The following is a 22,286-nucleotide window of genomic DNA, read 5'->3' on the forward strand; positions in this document are numbered from 1 at the left end:
CTGTACGTCCTCTCGGTCAGGTCGGGCTCCAGCCGCTACCATGATCAGCACTGTGGACGATCCCCCGAATGCATCTTCGCCCTCCCACTCATCCGGCGCTCACACGGTGAGCTGCCCCTCCTCCCCTGCACCGGGGGGTGAGGAATGAGTCCCGTCGACGTCGTCATGCTGGTCGGCGGCATCCTGCTGACGCTCGGCACGGGCGTGTTCGTCGCGTCCGAGTTCGCGCTCGTCAACCTCGACCGCGCCGAGGTCGAGGCGCGTCGTGACCGCGGCGAGTCCGGCCTCGCGCCGGTCATCGGCGCGCTCAAGGTCACGTCGACGCACCTGTCGAGCGCGCAGCTCGGCATCACCCTGACCACGCTGCTCACCGGGTACCTGCTCGAACCGTCGATCGCGAAGCTGCTCGAGGCGCCGTTCCTCGCGCTCGACCTCCCCGAGGCCGTCGTCGAGACGGTGGGCTCGATCGTGGCGCTCGTCATCGCGACCCTGCTGTCGATGATCCTCGGCGAGCTCGTGCCGAAGAACTTCGCGCTCGCGCTGCCGCTGCAGACCGCGCGGCTCGTCGTGCCGCTGCAGGTCGCGTTCACGACGGTCTTCAAGCCGGCCGTCGCCGTGCTGAACGGCACCGCGAACGCCGTGCTGCGCGCGATGGGCATCGAGCCGCAGGAGGAGCTCTCCGGCGCCCGCAGCGCCGAGGAGCTCACCTCGCTGCTCCGCCGGTCCGCGTCCGAGGGGTCGCTCGAACAGGACACCGCGACGCTGCTCGAACGCACCATCTCGTTCTCCGAGCGCAGCGCCAGCGACGTCATGACGCCGCGCCCGCGCCTGTCGACGATCCGCGTCTCCGAGTCGGCGGAGGACGTCATCGCCCTCACCCGACGGACCGGGTACAGCCGCTTCCCCGTCATCGAGGAGGACGCGGACGACGTCGTCGGCATCGTGCACGTCAAGCAGGCGGTCGCCGTCCCGCGCGAGAAGCGCGCCGAGGTACCGGTCGGCGCGCTGATGACCGACGCCGAGCGCGTGCCCGAGACCATGCCCGGCGACACCCTGCTCGCCGAGGTCCGCAGCCGCGGCTACCAGATGGTCATCGTCGTCGACGAGTACGGCGGCACCGCCGGTGCGGTCACGCTCGAGGACCTCGTCGAGGAGCTCGTCGGCGAGGTGTCCGACGAGCACGACCGGGCGCGCATCGACGTGGTCCGCTCCCGCGGTTGGCTGACCTTCCCCGGGCTGCTCCGTCCCGACGAGCTCGAGGACCGCGCCGGTGTGACGGTGCCCGAGGACGGCCCGTACGAGACCGTCGGCGGGTTCCTGATGGCCCGGCTCGGTCGGCTCCCCGTCGTCGGCGACGAGGTCGCCCTCGAGGACGGCGTCTTCCGCGTCGAACGCCTCGACGGCCGCCGGATCGACCGCATCCGCTGGACGCCGACCCACCCCGACCCGACGCCGACCGGCAGCACCGCGACCACGCAGCGCCCGGCCACCGGCATCATCATCCCCGTGACGAAGGAAGGCAGCCGATGAGCGCCGCGTCCGTGCACGACGGCATCGTCCTCGCCGCCGGTGAGTCCGCCTCGACGGGCTCCGATTGGTGGGGCATCTTCTGGCTGTTCGTGCTGCTGCTCGGCAACGCCTTCTTCGTCGCAGCCGAGTTCGCCGTCATCTCCGCTCGTCGCTCGCAGATCGAGCCGCGGGCAGAGGCGGGCTCGAAGGCCGCGCAGATGACCCTGTGGGCGATGGAGCACGCCACCCGGATGCTCGCGACGACCCAGCTCGGCATCACGGTGTGCTCGCTGCTCATCCTCAACGTGTCCGAGCCGGCGATCCACCACCTGCTCGAGGTGCCGCTCGGTCTGACCGGGTGGAGCGTCGAGGTGATCGGCATCGTGGCGTTCGTGTTCACGCTGCTGCTCGTCTCGTTCCTGCACGTGGTCTTCGGCGAGATGGTCCCGAAGAACATCTCGTTCTCGATGCCGGACCGCGCCGCCCTGATGCTCGTCCCGACGCTCTGGTACATCGGCCACGGCCTGCACTGGGTGGTCGTCGGCCTGAACGAGGCGGCGAACGGTGTGCTGCGTCTGTTCAAGGTCGAGCCGAAGGACGAGGCGGTCAGCGCCTACACGGTCGAAGAGGTGCAGACCATCGTCGAGCAGTCCCGGCGCGAGGGCACGCTCACCGACGACGGCAAGCTCATGATGGCGTTCGAGTTCACGGAGAAGAAGGTCAAGGACGTCGCCGTGCCGATGTCCGACCTGGTCACCCTGCCCGAGGACGCCACCCCGGAGGACGTCGAGCGTGCCGTCGCCCAGCGCGGGTTCTCGCGGTACGTGCTCGTGGCCGACGGTGACCCGACGGGCTACGTGCACGTGAAGGACGTCATCGACCTGCGGCCGGACGAGTTCGACGTGCCCGTGCCGCCGAAGCGCATCCGCCAGCTCATCTCGCTCTACACGGAGATGGACCTCGAGGACGCCCTCGCGACGATGCGCGCCGCGGGTCGGCACGTGGCGCGGGCGTTCGACGCCGACGGCCGGACGGTGGGCGTGCTCTTCCTCGAGGACATCCTCGAGGAGCTCGTCGGCACCGTCGAGGACGCGACCCGGCGCCGGTAGACGGGAGCCCGCAACGGACGGAGGCGCGGTGCCAGCTGGCACCGCGCCTCCCGTCCGTCTGTCAGCGCGAGTCTCGCGCCGCCCGCGGCGCGCTACCAGCTGACCGGCAGCGGCTTGCCCTCCTCGTAGCCGGCGGCCGACTGGATGCCGACGAGGGCGCGCTCGGCGAACTCGCGCAGCGAGGACGCCCCCGCGTACGTCGCCGAGCTCCGGATGCCGGTCGTGATCATGTCGAGCAGGTCCTCGACGCTCGGCCGCTCCGGGTCGAGGTAGATCGTCGACGACGAGATGCCCTCGGCGAAGAGCGCCTTCCGCGCCCGCTCGTACGGGTCGAGCCGCTCGAAGCGCTCGCGGACGGCCTTGGCGGACGCCATCCCCCAGCTCTCCTTGTACGCCTTGCCCGCGGCGTCGCGACGGAGCACGCCGGGCGCCTCGAGCGTGCCCGCGAACCACGAGCCGATCATCACGGCGGACGCTCCGGCGGCGAGGGCGAGTGCCACGTCACGCGGGTACCGCACACCGCCGTCGGCCCAGACGTGGGCGCCGAGCGAGCGTGCCGCGGCGGCCGTCTCGAGCACGGCGGAGAACTGCGGGCGGCCGACGGCGGTCATCATCCGCGTGGTGCACATCGCACCGGGGCCGACGCCGACCTTGATGATCGAGGCCCCGGCGCCGACGAGGTGCGCGACCGCGTCGGCGGTGACGACGTTGCCCGCGACGATCGGCAGCCCGAGGTCCAGCGCGGAGACGGTGCGCAGGGCGCGGAGCATGCCCTCCTGGTGGCCGTGCGCGGTGTCGAGCACCAGGACGTCGACGCCGGCTGCGGCGAGGGCCTGCGCCTTCGCGGCGACGTCGCCGTTGATGCCGACCGCGGCGGCGACGCGCAGGCGGCCGGAGGCGTCGACGGCCGGCGTGTAGATGTCCGAGCGGATCGCGCTCGTCTGGCTCACCGTGCCGACGACCTTGCCGTGTCGCATCACCGGCGCGAAGTCGACCTCGGCCGCGCTGAGCACGTCGTACACGTGCCGCGGGGTGCCGGCGTCCTCGGCGTCGATCGCGGTGGACGGTCCGTGCAGCAGGTCGCGCAGCGTGGCATCGGGTCCGGCGGTGCCGAGCCGCGAGGCCGGGACGCAGCCGAGGTACTCCCCCGCCGCGTCGCGCACGACGACCCCGCGCCCGGCGACCGGCAGCAGCTGCTCGCTCGCCTCGGCCACGGTCGTCTGCTCGCCCATGTCGTACGCGGTGTCGAAGTCGACCGGCTGAGCCTTGACCCACCGGATCGCGGCGTCGAGGTCCTGCAGGTGCATGTCCTGCGGCAGCACGCCGAGGCCGCCCCGACGGGCGAGCGTGGCGGCGAGGCGCGGGCCGGTCACCGAGTTCATGTTCGCGCTGACGATCGGGATCGTCGCGCCGGTGCCGTCGTTCGTGGCGAGGTCCACGTCGAAGCGGCTCGTCACGTCCGAGCGGCTCGGGACGAGGAAGACGTCGGAGTAGGTCAGGTCGTGGGTCGGCCGCGTCTCGTAGAACCTCATGACCCCCACTGTACGGCTCCGCCGACGCCCCGGATCGGGCCCGCCGGGTCCGGTCCGACGTCGACACGCGCGGACATCCCGGGAGGCGCGACCCGCCTCCGCCTCGCACCGAACGGTCATCGCCGAGCGGCTAGGCTGGCGTGCAGTGCGGGGCAGGGCTGCCGCGCACGACACACACGAGCATCTATCGACGGAGAGTGGGCGATCGGCTGTGTCGAGCCATCTGACGGGTACGGACGAGACCGCTGGGGAATTCGGGGCGAACGAGTGGCTCGTCGACGAGCTGTACGAGCAGTTCGTCGCCGACAAGTCCTCGGTCGACGAGTCCTGGTGGCCCGTGCTCGAGAGCTACCACCGCTCGCAGGTCGGCAAGGCCGCCGCCGACGCCGCGCCCGCCGCCTCGTCGCCGACGTCCGCTCCGGCTCCCGCGCAGCCCGCGGCGACCGCTCCGGCCGACGGGAAGCCCGGCACGATCCAGGCGAAGACCACCTCGCGCCAGCCCACCCCGCAACCGATCCCCGCCGAGGCCAACGACGAGGCCGGTGAGCACGAGGAGACCCACGAGGACGTGGCGACCCCGCTCCGCGGCATGGCGAAGACCCTCGCGTCGAACATGGACGCCTCGCTCAGCGTGCCGACGGCGACGAGCGTCCGGACGATCCCGGCCAAGCTCATGATCGACAACCGGATCGTGGTGAACAACCACCTCCGCCGGGCCCGCGGCGGCAAGATCTCCTTCACGCACCTCATCGGGTGGGCGATGGTGCAGGCGCTGAAGGACTTCCCGAGCCAGAACGTCTCCTACGAGGAGCGCGACGGCAAGCCGTTCGTGGTCCAGCCCGCCCACGTCAACCTCGGCATCGCGATCGACGTCCCGAAGAAGGACGGCACCCGCTCGCTCCTCGTCCCGAGCATCAAGCGCGCCGAGACCCTGACGTTCGGCCAGTTCCTCTCCGCCTACGAGGACCTCGTCAAGCGCGCCCGCGACAACAAGCTCACGCCGGCGGACTTCCAGGGCACGACGATCTCGCTGACGAACCCGGGCGGCATCGGCACCGTGCACTCGGTGCCGCGCCTGACGAAGGGGCAGGGCTGCATCATCGGCGCCGGCGCGCTCGAGTACCCCGCGCAGTTCCAGGGCTCCGCGGAGAAGACCCTCGTCGAGCTCGGCATCGGCAAGACCATCACGCTCACGAGCACCTACGACCACCGCGTCATCCAGGGCGCCGGGTCGGGCGAGTACCTCAAGAAGGTGCACGAGCGCCTCATCGGCGGGCACGGCTTCTACGAGGGCATCTTCGCGGCGCTCCGGATCCCGTACAAGCCGATCCAGTGGGCGAACGACATCAACGTCGACCTGGCGCACCGCGTCAACAAGACCGCCCGCGTGCAGGAGCTCATCAACAGCTTCCGCGTCCGCGGTCACCTGATGGCGGACATCGACCCGCTCGAGTACCGGCAGCGCACCCACCCCGACCTCGAGATCGAGAGTCACGGGCTGACCTTCTGGGACCTCGACCGCGAGTTCGTCACAGGTGGTCTCGCCGGCACCACGAACGCCCCGCTGCGCGACGTGCTCGGCATCCTCCGCGACGCCTACTGCCGCACGACCGGCATCGAGTACATGCACATCCAGGACCCGGAGCAGCGCCGCTGGGTGCAGGCCCACATCGAGGTCCCCTACTCGAAGCCGTCGAAGGACGAGCAGCTCCGCGTCCTCGGCAAGCTGAACGAGGCCGAGGCCTTCGAGACCTTCCTGCAGACGAAGTACGTCGGTCAGAAGCGCTTCTCGCTCGAGGGCGGCGAGTCGACCATCGCGTTCCTCGACACCCTCATCCAGCACGCCGCGACCGCCGGACTCGACGAGGTCGCGATCGGCATGGCGCACCGTGGTCGCCTCAACGTCCTGACGAACATCGCGGGCAAGACCTACGGCCAGATCTTCCGCGAGTTCGAGGGCTCGTCACTGCCGGGCTCGGTCTCCGGGCAGGGCTCCGGCGACGTGAAGTACCACGTCGGCACCGAGGGCGTCTTCCGGGCGAGCGACGGCACGGCCATCCCGGTGACCATCGCCGCGAACCCGTCGCACCTCGAGGCCGTGGACGGCGTGCTCGAGGGCATCGTCCGCGCCAAGCAGGACCGCGAGGCCCCGGGGACGTTCGGCGTCCTGCCGGTCCTCGTGCACGGTGACGCGGCGATGGCCGGTCAGGGCGTCGTCGTCGAGACCCTGCAGATGTCGCAGCTGCGCGGTTACCGCACCGGCGGCACCGTGCACCTCGTGATCAACAACCAGGTCGGGTTCACCACCCCGCCGGAGTCCGCCCGCACCTCGGTGTACTCGACCGACGTCGCGAAGACGATCCAGGCGCCGATCTTCCACGTGAACGGCGACGACCCCGAGGCCGTGGCCCGCGTCGCCGAGCTCGCCTTCGCGTACCGCGAGGAGTTCCACCGCGACGTCGTCATCGACCTCATCTGCTACCGCCGTCGCGGGCACAACGAGGGCGACGACCCGTCGATGACGCAGCCGCTCATGTACAACCTCATCGAGGCGAAGCGCTCCGTCCGCACGCTGTACACCGAGGCCCTCGTCGGCCGCGGCGACATCACACAAGAGGAGTACGACGAGGCGCACCGCGACTTCCAGGACCGCCTCGAGCGTGCCTTCGCGGAGACACACGAGGCACAGACCGGCACGATCCCGGTGATCCCGGTCGACGACGACGGCGCCGTGCAGGACCTCGAGCGCCCGACCGCGCAGCGCGACGACTCCGAGCACGAGGTGCACGACACCGCGGTCTCCGAGGAGCTCGTGCGGAAGGTCGGTGACGCGCACAGCAACCCGCCCGCTGGCTTCCAGGTCCACCCGAAGCTCCAGCAGCTGCTGTCGAAGCGCACCGAGATGACGCGCAACGGCGGCATCGACTGGGCGATGGCCGAGCTCATGGCGATCGGGTCGGTGCTCGTCGAGGGCAAGCCGGTCCGACTCGCCGGGCAGGACGCCCGACGCGGCACGTTCGTCCAGCGGCAGGCGGTGTTCCACGACCGGGTGAACGGTCAGGAGTGGCTCCCGCTCGCCAACCTGACGGAGGACCAGGCACGCCTCTCCATCTACGACTCGCTGCTGAGCGAGTACGCGGCGATGGCGTTCGAGTACGGCTACTCCGTCGAGCGACCCGAGGCCCTCGTGCTCTGGGAGGCGCAGTTCGGCGACTTCGCCAACGGCGCGCAGACCGTCATCGACGAGTTCATCTCCTCCGCCGAGCAGAAGTGGGGACAGCGCTCCGGCCTCGTCCTCCTGTTGCCGCACGGCTACGAGGGCCAGGGGCCGGACCACTCGTCGGCGCGGATCGAGCGGTACCTACAGCTCTGCGCCGAGGACAACATGGTCGTCGCTCGTCCGTCGACGCCGGCGTCGTACTTCCACCTGCTCCGCCGTCAGGCATGGGCGAAGCCGCAGAAGCCGCTGATCGTGTTCTCCCCGAAGGCCATGCTGCGACTGCGCCAGGCGACGAGCCCGGTCGACGCGTTCACGAGCGGTTCCTTCCAGGAGGTCCTGGACGACGACCGCGTGGCCGACCGGTCCGCCGTGCGCCGCGTCGTGCTGCACTCGGGCAAGGTGCACCACGACCTGCGCGCCGAGGTCGAGAAGCGCGGGGCGACGGACATCGCCCTCGTCCGGCTGGAGCAGCTCGCGCCGCTCCCCCTCGAGCGTCTCCTCGAGGTCCTCGGCGGCTACCCGGGCGCCGAGGTCGTGTGGGCGCAGGAGGAGCCGGAGAACCAGGGTGCCTGGCCGTTCGTCTGCATGAACCTCTCGCCGCACCTCGGCGGTCGGGCGCTCTCGGTCGCCGCGCGTCCGGCGTCGGCGGCCCCGGCGACGGGCTCGTCGAAGCGTTCGGCGCTCGAGGCCGCCGACGTCATCCGCCGCGCGCTCGACTGAGCCGCAGCTCCCCCCGACGCACGAAGCGCCCCGCAGCAGCGGGGCGCTTCGCGCGTTGCGGGTCGTTGGCCCGCTACCTGAGCTTCGTGTAGCGGACGCCGGCCTCGTGGTACCCGCGCCGCTGGTAGAAGCGGTGGGCGGTGTCCGTCGCCGCTGCGCTGACCGCGCTGAGGCGACGTGCGCCCTGCTCGGCCGCCCACGTCTCGAACGTGTCGATGAGCGCGGAACCGGTGCCGTGCCTCCTGGCTGACGGGTCGACCACGAGCAGGAGGAGCTGCGCCGTCGGTTCGTCGCTGGCGTAGGACCAGGTGACCTGCGCGCCGGCGACTGCCACGGCGCGGCCGTCGGCGTCGCGGACGAGCCATGTGACGTGTCCGGCACCGGGTGTGAGCCGCTCGAGGCGCTGCCGCATGGCGGCGGCATCGACGTCGTGTCCGAGGAGGCGGACGAGGGCGGTGACGTCGGCGACGTCGGTGTCGGTCCAGGCGGTGGTCGGCTCGGCGACGAGGGGCATGGTCGGACCCTACCGGGTCCTCGCGGCGGTCCGCGTCGTGTGACACCGAGCGATCAGCAAGCGCTTGCCCTACGCGGTGATATGTCTTACTCTGCGTATGTCACATTCCTCCTCCGAAAGGGATCCCCATGCACATCTCCGCCGACCGCAGCCGACGCGCCGCCTGGATCGCCCTGCCCCTCGCGGTGGTCGCCAGCGGTGTCATCGTCGGCACCTCGTCGTACGCCGCCTTCTCGGCCACGACGGACAACGCCGGCAACGCCTGGCGCACCGGCGTCGTCGAGCTCACCGACGACGACCAGGGCGCAGCACTCTTCGACGTCGACGACCTCGTGCCCGGCGACTCCGGCTCGGACGTCGTCACCGTCACCGCGAGGACCTCGAAGCCGTCGACCGTGAAGCTCTACACGAAGGACTCCGACGACGCCGACGCGATCGCCCAGCACCTGCAGATGACGGTCGAGCGTGGCCACCTGTCCACCCCGGGCGACGACACCTCGTTCGTCGCCGACACCACGGTCATCGACGGCACCCTCGCCGACCTGCAGGCCGCGACGTCGTTCGGGACCGGTCTCGGGGCTTGGGACCCGACCACGGGCGACGAGTCCGCGACCTACCGGTTCTCGTACGAGCTCGACACCGCGACGCCGAACACCGCGCAGGACGCCGAGACCGGCACGACGTTCGTCTGGGAAGCCCAGAGCAACTAACCACCCGGAGCACCGGTACCGGCCCATGAGACGAGACGAGGAGCAGCTGTTGCCGACCACCCGCCGATCCCGATGCAGCAGTGACCTGTTCCGGCTGCTCCTCGCCCTGTCCGCCAGGACGGTCCTCGCCACCGCGGCCGCCCTCGTGCTCTGGTCGGTGCTGCCCGCCGCCCTCGGCTGGCACGTCACGACCGTCGTCTCGGACTCGATGTCCCCCGCGATCCGCACCGGTGACGTCGTCGCCGCCATGCCGACCGACGAGCCCGAACCGTCCGTCGGACACGTGCTCCTCGTGCACGACCCCGACCACGCCGACCGGCTGCGACTCCACCGGCTGGAGCGGATCGAGGACGACGGGACGCTCCGGCTCCGCGGCGACGCCAACCCGGTCGCCGACGCCACGACCGTCGAGCCGGAGCACGTCCTCGGGACCGGGGTCCTCCGGGTGCCCTGGATCGGCCTGCCTGGCACCTGGGTCCGATCCGGCGCCTGGGTCGACCTCGTCCTGGCGCTCGTGGTCGCGGGCGTCCTCGTCACCGCGACCCGTGCCGACCGTTCCCTCCGAGCGGGCGCTCCGTGTCCAGGGTGCGGCACGCCGCGGTGGACGATCCGGAGCCACGTCCGGCAGACCGGTTCCGGGCGCACCGGGACCCTCCGCCCCACGATCCGGACCGGCGCACTCGCAGCCGGTGCCGCGGTCCTCGCGTTGGCGCTGCTCGCCGACGCGGGCGCGACGTTCTCGGGGACGACGACCACGACCGCACGGCTCGCGGACAGCGATGCCTTCCCGTGCTTCGCCAAGCCCGTCGACGACGCCGTCCTCGCGTGGGACTTCGACGAGCGGGACACCCGGGTGCGCGACGACAGCGGCCACGGCAACACCGGTGCACCGTTCGGCACCGTCGGCGGTGTGGGCGGGCCGTGCGGGACCGACCCCTACGTGTCCTTCACCGACAGCAGCGGGGGCCCACGCATCGTCTCGGGTCTGCTCGTCCCGGGACCGTCGACCTACAGCGTCGAGGCCTGGTTCCGGACCGACCGGCCGCAGGGCAGCATCATGTCGTTCGGCAACAGCCGGTCCGCGGCGTCCGGACGGAAGGACCGCCGCTTCTACGTCAGCGAGTTCGGCGCCGCCGTGTTCGGCACGAGCAGCGCGTCGTTCAACTTCACCGTGACGTCCACCGGTCGTGTGGACGACGGCCGGTGGCACCACATCGTCGGCACGTCCCGCCCCGGGCTGATGACCCTGTACGTCGACGGGGTCGCGCAGCAGTCCCGGACCGACAACACCGCGCCGTACCTGTACGACGGGTACTGGCGGGTGGGACGGGAGTCGGTGGGTGGCTGGCCGCACCAGACCGACCCGGTGTTCATCGGCGACGTCGACTCGGCGCGCGTCTACGACCGTGTGCTCGACGAGGCCACCATCGCGGCACACGCGGCTCGCGGACGGTGAACACCGGCACCGCCGGAGGACGATCGTGTCCTCCGGCGGTGTCGTGCGTCAGTGGGTGGCCTGCTCCTGCCGGATGCGCGACAGGATCTCGCCGCGCAGCTCCTCGGGAGCGGTCTCCCTGCACGCGCGGCGCACCGTCTCGATGAGGACGACCCCGACACGGTGCTCGGACGTGCAGTCCTCGCAGTCCTCCATGTGCTGACGGATGTCCGCCGCGTCCTCGCGGCAGAGCTCCCCGTGCAGGAACTCCTCGAGCTCGGCCTTCGCCTTGGAGCAGTCGCAGCCGCTCATCGTGCTTCCTTCCCGTCGACGCGACCGGCGGTCGCAGCAGTCTTCCGGCTCCGCCCGCGCATCGTCGCCGTCGACGCTGCGTCCGGGACGATGCCGGTCTCACGTGCGTGGTCTGCCAGGAGCCCGCGGAGGAGCCGGCGGCCACGGTGGAGACGGCTCATGACCGTCCCCACGGGGGTCTTCATGATGTCCGCGATCTCCTGGTACGAGAAGCCCTCGACGTCGGCGAAGTACACCGCCATCCGGAAGTCCTCGGGGATCGCCTGCAGCGCGTCCTTCACGGCGGAGGACGGCAGGTGGTCGATCGCGTCGGCCTCGGCGGACCGCGCCGAGATCGACTGCGTGACGCTCTCCGCACCGCCGAGCTGCCAGTCCTCGAGCTCGTCGATGGTGCCCTGGTACGGGTTGCGCTGGTTCTTGCGGTACGTGTTGATGAACGTGTTCGTCAGGATCCGGTAGAGCCACGCCTTGAGGTTCGTGCCCTGTCGGAACTGCCGGAAGGCCGCGAACGCCTTGACGAAGGTCTCCTGCACGAGGTCGGACGCGTCGGCTGGGTTGCGGGTCATCCGCATCGCGGCACCGTAGAGCTGGTCCATGAACGGCAGCGCCTGCGTCTCGAACAGGTCGCGCAGCTCTGCCTCGGACACCGTGGTCTCGTCGGCGACCTCGAGCTCGTCGTCGTCCGACGACGCGGCCTCGGCCTCGGACTCCACCGCGTCGAGCTGCTCCTCGGTCTCCTCGACCAGGTGCTGGGGTACGGCGTGCGGTTCGTCGGTGGTCATCACCGACGAGTCTAGGCTGCGGCCCATCGTCGTCCGCACGGCCGGCAGGGCCGTCCGTGACCGCGCGAGTGTTGCTGTCGCCAATGATCCTCCCGGTGCGTTCAGTACCCTGGTGAACCGATGGCCGACACGACGCATTCCCACCAGTCCGATCCGTGGATCGCCCCCACCGCCCGCGGCCCGCTCCGCGGTGACGTCTCGCTGCCCGGGTCGAAGTCCCTGACGAACCGGGAGCTCGTGCTCGCCGCCCTCGCCGACGGCCCGTCCACCATCCGGCTCCCGCTGCACTCCCGCGACTCCGCCCTCATGATCGCCGGCCTCCGCCAGCTCGGCGTCGGCATCGAGGAGCTCGCCCCGGCGCCCGGTGCGGAGCCGAACCCCTACGGCCCGGACCTCCGGATCACCCCCGCGCCGATGCACGGCGGCGTGCGCGTCGACTGCGGGCTCGCCGGCACCGTGATGCGCTTCCTGCCGCCGCTCGCCGCACTGGCCACGGGCTCGGTGACGATCGACGGCGACCCGTACGCCCGGAAGCGCCCGATGCACGCGATCATCCGCGCGCTCGCCGACCTCGGCGTCGACGTGACGGACGACGGCGACGGCGCGATGCCGTTCTCCTTCACGGGCACCGGCTCGGTCCGCGGCGGCGCCCTCGCCATCGACGCCTCGGCCTCGTCGCAGTTCGTCTCCGGCCTGCTGCTGTCGGCCCCGCGCTTCGACGAGGGCCTGCACCTCACGCACGTCGGCGAGCGCCTGCCGAGCCTGCCGCACATCGAGATGACGGTCGCCGCCCTCCGTGCCCGCGGCGTGCGCGTCGACGAACCGGCCGTCGGCGAGTGGGTCGTGCACCCGGGGCCGATCGCGGCGCGCGACCTCACCATCGAACCCGACCTGTCGAACGCCGCACCCTTCGCGGCCGCCGCACTCGTCGCGGGCGGCACCGTCCGCATCCGCACCTGGCCCACCGAGACGACCCAGGTCGGTGCGGACCTCGAGACGCTCCTGCCCCTGTGGGGCGCGACCGTCACGCGGGACGGCGAGGACCTGGTCGTCGACGGCGGTCCCGGTGTCCGGGGCGGCGCCTCCCTGCCGGGTGTCACGCTCGACCTGAGCCGTGGCGGCGAACTCGCCCCGGCGCTCGTCGCGCTCGCCGCGCTCGCCGACGAGCCGAGCGAGATCACCGGCATCGGCCACCTGCGTGGCCACGAGACGGACCGTCTGGCGGCGCTCGCGACGGACCTGAACCGGTCTGGAGGCGCGGTGCAGGAACTCGACGACGGCCTGCGGATCGCGCCCACGCGCCTCCACGGCGGCCCGTGGGCCGCGTACGACGACCACCGGATGGCGACCGCGGGCGCGATCGTCGGCCTCGTCGTCGACGGCGTCGCCGTCGACGACATCGGCTCGACCGCGAAGACGCTCCCCCAGTTCCCCGAGCTCTGGGCCGCGCTCGTCGCGTCGGGCGCCCAGGTCGACGGCGACGGGGCGTGACCCGATGAGCTGGTGGGACGACGTCGACGGCGACGACTCCGACGCGGACGAGCCGTACGGGCAGTACGACGAGTCGAGCGTCCGGGTGCGCCCGAACCCGAAGGGCAACCGACCGCGGACGAAGACCCGGCCGACGTACGACGACGCCCCCGTCGGGTGGGTGACCAACGTCGACCGTGGCCGGTTCGGCGTGTTGATCGACGACCACGTCATCACCGCCACGAAGGCCCGCGAGCTCGGCAAGAAGTCCGTCGTCACGGGCGACCACGTGTCGCTCGTCGGGGACGTCTCGGGCGACCCCGGGTCGCTCGCGCGCATCGTGAAGGTCGCCGAACGCACCACGCTGCTGCGACGGAGCGCCGACGACACCGACGAGGTCGAGCGCGTCATCGTGGCGAACGCCGACCAGATGCTCATCGTGGTGGCCGCCGCCGACCCCGAGCCGCGCACCCGCCTGATCGACCGGTACCTGGTGGCGGCGTTCGACGCCGGCCTCGATCCGATCCTCTGCATCACGAAGACCGACCTGGCCGACCCGGCTGCGTTCCTGGCGCACTTCGCGTGCCTCGACCTGCGGATCGTGACGAGCCGTTCGGACGACGTCCCGTTCGCGGCGCTGCACGAGCTCCTGGACGACAAGGTGACCGTGACCGTCGGGCACTCAGGGGTCGGCAAGTCGACCCTGGTGAACGCCCTGACCGGGTCGACGCGGGCGATCGGCGTCGTGAACGCCGTGACGGGTCGCGGGCGGCACACGTCCTCGTCGTCGCTCGCACTGCGGGTGCGGGACGGCGGTTGGATCATCGACACCCCGGGCGTGCGGTCGTTCGGCCTCGGGCACGTCGACCCGGCGAACGTCTTCCGCGCCTTCGCGTCGCACGCGGTGCCCGTGCGGGAGCCCGTCGACGGCATCCCGTTGGACCAGGCCCACGACTGGGAGATCGTCGACCGGGTGCAGGACGGGGAGCTCGGGCCGACGGGCATCGAGCGGCTGGACTCGTTCCGGGCGCTGCTGACCGGCATGGGCGCCGACGACCCCGGCGCCGACTGAGCCGGCCCGCCGCTGACTGCGGCGGCGGCGGGCGGTGCGGCGGCGGCGGGCGCCGGTGCGGCGGCGGCGGGCGCCGGTGCGGCGGCGGCGGGCGCGCGGAGCCGGTTCGCCGCATCGAGCGTGCACGACGTGCCGCTCAGTTCCGGCGGGCGTGCCCGATGTTGCACGTCCGGCTCGTCCGGACGGCACGTTGCGCACGCTCGCCGTCAGGAGCCTCGCGCGTCGACAGTCGCACGGGACAGCACGGCGGACCTCGACAGGACTCCGACCCCGACCCACGAACGGGCACGACATGCCGCTCGTGTTCGCCGCCCGTGCAACACCCGTCAGGCTCGAGGCCGAGGGTGACGGAAAAGGCACACTCGGGGCGGCGGGTGACGGCGCGTCGCGCAACCGGAGCAGCGCGTATGCTTGCCGGGTGTCTGAAGTTGCAAAGTACAACTTTGCGCCGACGCCCGTCGTCGACGCCCCGTCCTCCCCCAGCACGACGACGACGTCGCACGCAGCCCCACCCCACCCCCACCACACGCACGCCGCACCCCGCGCGGCTCGGCGACCCGGCGGCCCGTCCGCCCTCCGCCCCGACCACCTCGCGAGCACCCTCCGCTCGTTCGGCTCGCACATCCTCGTGCCGCTGTTCCTCGCGGTCGGCATGGGCTTGGCCTACCTCGGCGCCTTCCACGCGCCGACCCCGCACGAGCTCCCGGTCGGCATCGTCGGTCAAGGTCCGACCGTGCAGGTCTTCGCCCAGACCGTGACGGACGAGTCCGACGGCAAGCTCGTCGCACACGTCGTCGCCTCGACGGCCGACGCCGAGCGGCAGGTGCGCGACCGCGACCTGGCCGCGGTGTACGCGCCGGGCACGACGGGTGCCACGCTCTACGTCTCCACGGCTGCGAGCGAGACGACCGCCACGGCGGCACAGAAGGTCTTCCTGCCCATCGCCTTCCGGCAGCACCTGCCGTTCACCGTGCAGGACGTCGTGCCAACCGGCAGGGAGGACCCGACCGGCCAGGGGCTGTTCTTCCTCCTCGTCGGCCTCAGCGTCGGCGGGTACGCCTCGGCCATCGCGGTCGCCGCGTTCGCCACCCGCCTGCGGGCGCTCTGGACCGTCGTCGTCGGGGCGGTCACGGCGGGCGTCGTCGCGGGGGTCGGCATCCTGATCGCCGGACCGCTCTACGGGGTCATCCCCGAGCACCGGTGGGAGGTCTTCCTCTTCGCCTGGCTCTACGACGCCGTGATCGTCGCGCTCGGGGTCGGGCTGCACCCGCTGCTCGGCCGGTGGACGACGCCGGTCCTCACGATGCTGTTCGTGATGCTCAACTTCACGAGCTCGGGCGGGATCTTCCAGCCGTCGTTCCAGCCCGGCTTCTTCGCGGCCCTCAACACGTTCTGGAGCGGTGCCGCCTGGCTCGAGGCGGCGCAGGACCTCGTCTACTTCCCGGGTGCCTCACTGGGGCGCGCGTCGCTCGTGCTCGCCCTCTGGCTCGCCGTCGCGGTGCTCCTCGGCGTCGTCGTGCACGGCCTCGCAGCCCGACGCACGCGGATCGCCCGCGAGCGCACGGTGACCCGGCTCGAGGAAGAGGAGGTCGTGGCGGCCTAGCCACTAACCTGGCCCCCGTGGACCTCAGCGCCGACCTCGACTTCGCCCGTTCCCTCGCCGACACCGCCGACGCGATCAGCCTGGAACGCTTCCGTGCTGCCGACCTGCACGTGTCGAAGAAGGCCGACAGCACGCACGTCACCGATGCCGACCAGGCGGTCGAGCGGGCGCTCCGCGAGCGGCTCGCCGCCGAGCGACCGGACGACGCCTTCCTCGGCGAGGAGACCACCGCGGAGGCCGGCGGCGACGCCGTGAGCGAGGGGCACCGGCAGTGGGTGGTCGACCCGATCGACGGCACCGCGAACTACCTCCGCGGCGTCCCGGTGTGGGCGACCCTCGTCGCGCTGGCCGTCGACGGCCGCCCGGTGCTCGGCGTGGTGAGCGCGCCGGCCCTCGGCAAGCGCTGGTGGGCCGCCGAGGGGCTCGGGGCGCACTCCCTCGACGGACCCCTGCGCGTGTCCGGCGTCGCCGAGCTGTCCGACGCGAGCCTCAGTTACAACAGCATCCAGCAGTGGGACGAGGACGACCGCCTCGACGCCCTCGTCGCGCTGTCCCGGAAGGTCTGGCGGACCCGGGCCTACGGCGACATGTGGTCGTACATGCTGGTCGCCGAGGGCGTCCTCGACGTCGCGGGCGAACCGGACCTCAAGCCGTGGGACATGGCCGCGCTGGTGCCGATCGTCGAGGAGGCCGGTGGCCGCTTCACCTCGCTCGACGGCGATCCCGGCCCCTGGCACGGCAGCGCACTCGCGTCCAACGGACTCGTGCACGATGCGGTCGTGGAGATCGTCCGACGGTGACGCTCCGCTCCGCGAGGGACGCTCGCGGAGTCGAGGCGTACCCCCGCGCGCAGCGGTTGCAGCACGGAACTCCGGACGGCTGCGCAGGCCGATGACCGGCCGTCTGGCCGCGGTGGACCGTTCTGTACCCCGAACCGTTCGGGCCGGCCCGAGCTGCCCCCCGAAGGGTGCACGCGTGTCCCCCCGTACTGGGGGCACGGATCGGGGACAGCGACACTAACGGGACCCCCGCACCGTGCAGAACCTGAGTTATCGTGCTGGGAGACGGCAGGTCAGGAGACGTCTCGGATTCCCTAGATCCGGGGTGTGCTCGGACCCGTCGTGTTCGTCCGAAGACCCTAACCCGAGGGGTGATACAGACGATGACCTCATCGTTCCCGAGCGGAACCGAGTGCACCCTCACTCGTTCTCCGCATTCCGCAACCTCCGATCGTTCCGCTGCGCTCCCTGGCGCCGCTTCCCCGGTCGAGCACGTGCTCCACGCCCGTGGCTCCTCCCGGATCTCCTCCGTCGCATCCGCTTCCGGGCCCGGAGGCCGGTGAGTCATGGCACTCACCGGTCGCCGTCTCGAGGTCGACCGGATCGCGACCCTCGCCGTACTCCCTCGGGAGTCCGCGATGGTCGTCGTCGGCGACCCTGGTTCCGGACGCAGCAGCGTCCTCGATGCGGTCGCTGACCGCGTCTCCCTCCCCGTCGTCCGCGTCGGCGTGAACGGCAGCGAGTCCCACTGGCCCCTGGCCGGCGTGACGTCGCTGTTCACCGCGCTCGACGACCCCCGTGCGACGGCACACATCGCCCACCTCCTGCAGGGAGGTGCCGCGTCCGCCCAGCAGACCGCCGGGCTGGCCGCAGCACACGACTTCCTCGACGCCGTGCACGCGCTGACGCTCCCGCCGACGCTCGTGCTCATCGACGACCTGGACCGCATGGACACGGAGAGCCAGGAGCTCATCGCGTTCCTGGCGAGCCGGCTCGCGGGCACCGCCCTGCGCGTCGTGTCGACGGTCCGCACCGTCCCGGCCGGGAGTCCGCTCGCGGCCCTCCCGACGCTCCGCATCGAGCCACTGCCCGCCGACGAGGCACTCGCCCTCGCCCGGGCGATGGCTCCGGAGGACGCGAACGACGGCGTCCTCGCGGTCCTCGCGGGCGAGACCGGCGGCAACCCCGGCGCGCTCCGCGAGCAGCTCGCGGTGCTCACCCGGGCGCAGCTCACCGGTGCGGAGCCGATCGTGCTCCCGCTCCGCCCCACCCCGACCACCGAGGCCATCGCGGCCCTGGCGATCGACTCCGTACCGGGACATGATCTGGACGTCCTGGCACGGTTGGCACTCGTCCCCGTGGCGAGGGTCGGCGGCTGGGACCGCGACGAGCTCGACGAGCTCGCCAACGCCGGGCTCACCACGGTCAAGGGGCAGACGGTCTCCGTCCGCGACCCCCTCGTCCGCTCGTCGCTGTACTGGCGGATGCCCGCACGCGACCGTCGGGCCGCCCACACCGAACTCGCCGAGGCGAGCGCCGAGACCGACCCGCGCGCCGCCGCGTGGCACCGCAGCTTCGTCGACGACGTCCCCGACGTCACGGCGCTGCTCCGCGCCGCGCGGTCCTACGTGCAGGACGGCAACGCCTCGGCGGCGATCGCGCTCACGGAACGCGCACTGCACGTCGGCGGCGGCACCGAGGACGAGCACCTGGCGCTCCTCGGCGTGGCCGAGGCGATGCTGGGCGGTCGCCTGCTCGGCTTCGCCGCACGGTACCTCGCGGCGATCCGGCCCTTCCGGGCCGTCCCCGACGAGGTCCGCCGGCTCCGCCTGCAGTACTCGGTGCAGTACCTCAGCGGCGACGCCGTGCACGCGGACGAGCTCCTCGTGCCGGTCGACCCGGAGGACGCGTCCGAGGCGGACGCCGTCGGCGGGCTCCTCGCGATGGTCGCCTGCTTCCGCGCCGAGGCGTGGGAGATCGACCAGGCGAAGGACCTGCTCGCCCGGGCGGAACCGCTGCGGGGTTCGGCATCGACGCACACGCTGGAGATCGCGGGCACCGCTCGCGACCTCATCGCCGCCGTCGACGGCAGTCTGCCGCCGGACAGCGAGCTGCACGACGGCCTCGCGACGAGCACCCTGCTCGGCATGTCCGACCCGGCCCTGCTGCTCCTCGCCCACGCACTGAGCATCGGTGAGCGGTACCGGAGCGCCAGGCGGGTGTTCGCACTCGTCCTCGCCCGGGGCACCGAGACGGCGGCGGTCTGGACCGAGGCCGCCCGTTACCTGTCCGCCGAGAACGAGGTGCGCTCCGGGAACTTCCGGCAGGCGCTCCGCGCGATCGACGTGTGGGAAGCGGGGTCGAGCACGGTGGAACGCCTGCGCGAGCCCTCGCGGGCCATCGCCCTCGCCTGGCGGCACTTCGCCGAGGGCCGGTCCGCCGAGGCGCTCGAGGTCGTCGACCGGTGCCTGCGGCAGCGGTCCACGAACCGGCTCTGGGGTGCCACGGCACGCCTGTACGCGCTCCGCGGCCGGGTGCTGCTCCTCGACGGTCGACTCGACGAGGCGGCCACGTCCCTCGAGGCGGCCGACGCGATCGGCCGTCCGCTCCGCAACCCGGCGGTGCTCCGGCACCTCGGCGACCTGGTCGAGGTGTACAGCCGCCTCGGTCGGATCGACGACGCCCGGACGGTCGCCGCGCGTCTGGCGGCGGACCACCACGCCCGTCCCTCGCGGTGGGGCGCCCTCGTGCTGGCGCGGAGCCTCGCCCTCGTCGCCGACGACACCACCCGTGAGCCGTCCCGTCGCCGCGCGCTGGAGCTGTTCCAGCCACACGACTCGCAGTTCGAACGAGCCCGGACGCTCGCGGCCCTGGCGGCCGTCGGCTCCCCCACCGAACGACCGCGTCTCGGTGCCGCCGCTGCGGCGGCGTACGAGGCGGCTGGCATCCGCCGTCCGCTCGCCACGCCGACCGCGACGGTCGCGATGCCCTCGGTGGGTGCCGTGGGCTCGCTCCGCTCCGGTCCGGTGCTGTCCGGGCCGATCCCCGGCACGCCGCGCAGCGCCCCGGACGCGTCCGCGGTGCTCACCTCGCTGACCGCCGAGGAGCGCGCCGTGGTGCAGAAGGTGACGGAGGGGTACCGCAACCGCGAGATCGCCTCGTCGCTGTTCATGTCACAGCGCACGGTGGAGCTGCGGCTGACGCAGATCTACCGCAAGGTGGGGGCGCGCTCGCGGTCCCACCTGGTCGCGCTGCTCACCTGATCGGGACGCGACCGACCGACGGACGGGAGGCACGGTGCCAGCTGGCACCGTGCCTCCCGTCCTTTCTGCGCGCACCCCGACGGCCGCAACCCGCTTGCGCGAGTCCGCACGCGTCGGGCCCGCCTCGCACGCTGCGCGCGGTGAACCGCAAGAGGGGGCCACGGCCGTTGCCGTGTCACCGACCGCCGGGGGATTCTTCTGGTGCACCGACCGCCGTGCCCCTCCGGGGGACCGCCCGTGGTACCCCGTCCGGTACCCGAACCGTCGGCCGAGAGCACCGTCGTCCGTCCCCGCCTGATCCGGGGACGGGCGCCGGCTCCCAGCTGGCGGACCGGACGCACGGCAGACCCGACGGCGGTCGGTGCCGTCCCGTCCTCCCCGGACACCTCCAGCTCCCAGCGCTGTCTCCCACCCGAAGGGACCCCGAATGTGCGGCATCATCGCGGCTCGCGTCAGTGACGACGCGACCCCCTACCTGCTCGACGGACTCGAACGACTCGAGTACCGCGGGTACGACTCGGCCGGTGTGGCCGTCCGGACCGCGTCCGGTGCGACCGAGACGCTGCGCTCGGTGTCGCGGGTCGGTGACCTGCGAGCGCTCGTCGCAGCCCGGTCCGGCGACGCGCTCACCGGCGTCGGCATCGGCCACACCCGCTGGGCCACGCACGGCGTCGTGCGTGAGGCGAACGCACACCCGCACGCGGACTGCTCGGGCCGCATCAGCATCGTGCACAACGGGATCATCGAGAACGCGGACCAGCTCCGCGCCACTCTGGAGCGCCAGGGCCACGTCTTCCGCTCCGACGTCGACTCCGAGGTCATCGCGCACCTCGTCGAGCGCGCCCTCGCGGTGGACCCGGACCTCATGCTCGCGGTGCAGATCGCGGCCGCGCAGCTCGAGGGGTCGTGGGCGATCGTGGTGCTCGACGCCCGCGACGGCCGCATGGTCGTGGCGGCGGACCGCTCCCCCCTCGTGGTGGCCCGCTCGGCCCGCGGCGACTTCGTGGCGAGCGACATCGGCGCGATCGCCGAGTGGTGCGAGACCTTCGTGGCGCTCCGCGACGGCGACGTGGTGGAGCTCGGTGAGGCGTGGTCGTGGTCCTCCGGCGGCATCTCGGTGCCGGTGCCGTTCCCGACGCCCTCGCCCTTCGCTGCGACCGCGCTCGACCTCGGCGACCACCCGGACCACATGGCCAAGGAGATCGAGGAGCAGCCCGCGGTGGTGTCCTCGATCCTCGACCGCATCGGGCGACGCGCGGCGGACGGCAGCATGTGGGTGGGCCTCGGGCTGCCCGGCTTCCACCGGCTCGCGGTGGTCGCGTGCGGGACCTCCCTGAACGCGGGGCAGGTCATCGCGACGGCGCTGCGCGGCATCGGCGGCGTGCCGACGGACATCGTCGTGGCGAGCGAGGCGGACCAGGCGGTGCTCGCACCGGGGACCCTGGTCGTCGCGATCAGCCAGTCCGGCGAGACCGCGGACGTGCTGCGCGCCCTCGACCGGTTCGAGGACCGGCACCCCGTGCTCGCCCTGACGAACAACGTGCACTCCTCGCTCGCCCGTCGCGCCGACGCCGTGCTGGACTGCCACGCCGGCCCGGAGATCGGGGTCGCGGCGACGAAGACGTTCACCGCGCAGGTCCTCGTCGGCGTCGCGGCGATGATCTCGGCGCTCGTCGCCTCCGGCCGGATCGACCCGGCCCGGGCGTCGGCGCTCGTCGGCGAGCTGTCGGACCTGCCGGAGCGCCTGGAGCACGCGGCGGCGATCGCCGCAGACCGCATCCCGCTGCTCGTGTCGAGCGTGAAGGACGCCTCCGGCTTCCTGTTCCTCGGCCGCGGCGTCGGGCTGCCCTACGCGGCCGAGGGCGCCCTGAAGCTCAAGGAGCTGAGCTACCGGTGGGCCGAGGCGTACCCGGCCGGCGAGCTGAAGCACGGCCCCCTGGCGCTCGTCGACGACGGAACCCCGGTCGTCGTCGTCGACCACGGCGAGCCCCGGCTGCAGGCCAACGTCGCCGAGGTCCGCGCCCGCGGCGGGTTCGTCATCACGATCGGCGGCGAGGGCTCCGACATCCCGGCGCTCGGGCAGCGCGCGCACGGCGACCTCGCCTGGGGGCGGGCGACGGCGCCGTGGGGACCGCTCGAAGCGGTCGTGCCGCTGCAGATGCTCGCCCGGGAGCTCGCGCTCCAGCTCGGGTGCGACGTCGACAAGCCCCGGAACCTCGCGAAGTCGGTGACGGTCGAATAGCCAGGCACACGCGC

The 22,286-nt window shown here is 72.3% G+C and carries 15 protein-coding genes; 11 read left to right on the top strand and 4 right to left on the bottom strand.

All coding sequences use genetic code 11. The features are described from left to right. Positions 1 to 144 precede the first annotated feature (144 nt). Both ACY3FI_RS09485 and ACY3FI_RS09490 read left to right on the top strand, forming a co-directional pair. Positions 145 to 1,530, top strand: a complete 1,386-nt coding sequence (locus ACY3FI_RS09485) for a hemolysin family protein (protein ID WP_462547278.1) — start codon at positions 145 to 147, stop codon at positions 1,528 to 1,530. Next, entirely contained in the window at positions 1,527 to 2,618 is a 1,092-nt protein-coding gene (locus tag ACY3FI_RS09490; protein ID WP_462547279.1) for a hemolysin family protein, read from the top strand. Before ACY3FI_RS09485 ends, ACY3FI_RS09490 begins: the two co-directional genes overlap by 4 nt. Positions 2,619 to 2,710: 92 nt before the next feature. On the opposite strand, the gene guaB1 is transcribed toward ACY3FI_RS09490, so the two are convergent. Beyond that, on the bottom strand, positions 2,711 to 4,150 hold the full coding sequence (gene guaB1 / locus ACY3FI_RS09495) for a GMP reductase (protein ID WP_462547280.1): 1,440 nt from the start codon (positions 4,148 to 4,150) through the stop codon (positions 2,711 to 2,713). A gap of 211 nt (positions 4,151 to 4,361) precedes the next feature. Here guaB1 and ACY3FI_RS09500 point away from each other — a divergent pair, with 211 nt between their 5' ends. Further along, entirely contained in the window at positions 4,362 to 8,090 is a 3,729-nt protein-coding gene (locus ACY3FI_RS09500; protein WP_462547281.1) for a multifunctional oxoglutarate decarboxylase/oxoglutarate dehydrogenase thiamine pyrophosphate-binding subunit/dihydrolipoyllysine-residue succinyltransferase subunit, read from the top strand. 73 nt (positions 8,091 to 8,163) lie between these two features. On the opposite strand, the gene ACY3FI_RS09505 is transcribed toward ACY3FI_RS09500, so the two are convergent. Continuing rightward, complete coding sequence (locus ACY3FI_RS09505; RefSeq protein ID WP_462547282.1) at positions 8,164 to 8,604, bottom strand: GNAT family N-acetyltransferase; 441 nt, start codon at positions 8,602 to 8,604, stop codon at positions 8,164 to 8,166. A gap of 128 nt (positions 8,605 to 8,732) precedes the next feature. On the opposite strand from ACY3FI_RS09505, the gene ACY3FI_RS09510 reads away from it, so the two are divergent. Together ACY3FI_RS09510 and ACY3FI_RS09515 are read left to right on the top strand one after the other, a co-directional pair. Beyond that, entirely contained in the window at positions 8,733 to 9,314 is a 582-nt protein-coding gene (locus tag ACY3FI_RS09510; RefSeq protein WP_462547283.1) for a hypothetical protein, read from the top strand. 49 nt (positions 9,315 to 9,363) lie between these two features. After that, positions 9,364 to 10,770 (top strand): LamG-like jellyroll fold domain-containing protein, encoded by a 1,407-nt coding sequence (locus ACY3FI_RS09515; protein ID WP_462547284.1) that lies wholly within the window; start codon positions 9,364 to 9,366, stop codon positions 10,768 to 10,770. Between the two features lie 48 nt (positions 10,771 to 10,818). Here ACY3FI_RS09515 and ACY3FI_RS09520 read toward each other — a convergent pair whose 3' ends face one another. Together ACY3FI_RS09520 and ACY3FI_RS09525 are read right to left on the bottom strand one after the other, a co-directional pair. After that, positions 10,819 to 11,061 (bottom strand): zf-HC2 domain-containing protein, encoded by a 243-nt coding sequence (locus ACY3FI_RS09520; protein ID WP_462547285.1) that lies wholly within the window; start codon positions 11,059 to 11,061, stop codon positions 10,819 to 10,821. Next, positions 11,058 to 11,843, bottom strand: coding sequence for a sigma-70 family RNA polymerase sigma factor (locus ACY3FI_RS09525; RefSeq protein ID WP_462547286.1), 786 nt, complete (start codon positions 11,841 to 11,843; stop codon positions 11,058 to 11,060). Before ACY3FI_RS09525 ends, ACY3FI_RS09520 begins: the two co-directional genes overlap by 4 nt. A gap of 120 nt (positions 11,844 to 11,963) precedes the next feature. Here ACY3FI_RS09525 and aroA point away from each other — a divergent pair, with 120 nt between their 5' ends. The 6 genes from aroA (at position 11,964) to glmS (ending at position 22,272) form a co-directional block, all read left to right on the top strand. Then, complete coding sequence (aroA, locus tag ACY3FI_RS09530; protein WP_462547287.1) at positions 11,964 to 13,334, top strand: 3-phosphoshikimate 1-carboxyvinyltransferase; 1,371 nt, start codon at positions 11,964 to 11,966, stop codon at positions 13,332 to 13,334. Positions 13,335 to 13,338: 4 nt separating this feature from the next. After that, complete coding sequence (rsgA, locus tag ACY3FI_RS09535) at positions 13,339 to 14,385, top strand: ribosome small subunit-dependent GTPase A (protein WP_462547288.1); 1,047 nt, start codon at positions 13,339 to 13,341, stop codon at positions 14,383 to 14,385. A 418-nt stretch (positions 14,386 to 14,803) separates the two neighbouring features. After that, positions 14,804 to 15,988, top strand: coding sequence for an ABC-2 transporter permease (locus ACY3FI_RS09540; protein ID WP_462547289.1), 1,185 nt, complete (start codon positions 14,804 to 14,806; stop codon positions 15,986 to 15,988). Between the two features lie 17 nt (positions 15,989 to 16,005). After that, entirely contained in the window at positions 16,006 to 16,788 is a 783-nt protein-coding gene (locus tag ACY3FI_RS09545; RefSeq protein WP_462547290.1) for an inositol monophosphatase family protein, read from the top strand. A gap of 545 nt (positions 16,789 to 17,333) precedes the next feature. Further along, positions 17,334 to 20,030, top strand: coding sequence for a helix-turn-helix transcriptional regulator (locus ACY3FI_RS09550; RefSeq protein ID WP_462547291.1), 2,697 nt, complete (start codon positions 17,334 to 17,336; stop codon positions 20,028 to 20,030). Between the two features lie 427 nt (positions 20,031 to 20,457). Beyond that, complete coding sequence (gene glmS / locus ACY3FI_RS09555) at positions 20,458 to 22,272, top strand: glutamine--fructose-6-phosphate transaminase (isomerizing) (protein ID WP_462547292.1); 1,815 nt, start codon at positions 20,458 to 20,460, stop codon at positions 22,270 to 22,272. Positions 22,273 to 22,286 lie beyond the last annotated feature (14 nt).

It is taken from the genome of Curtobacterium sp. RM9 (assembly GCF_054956955.1).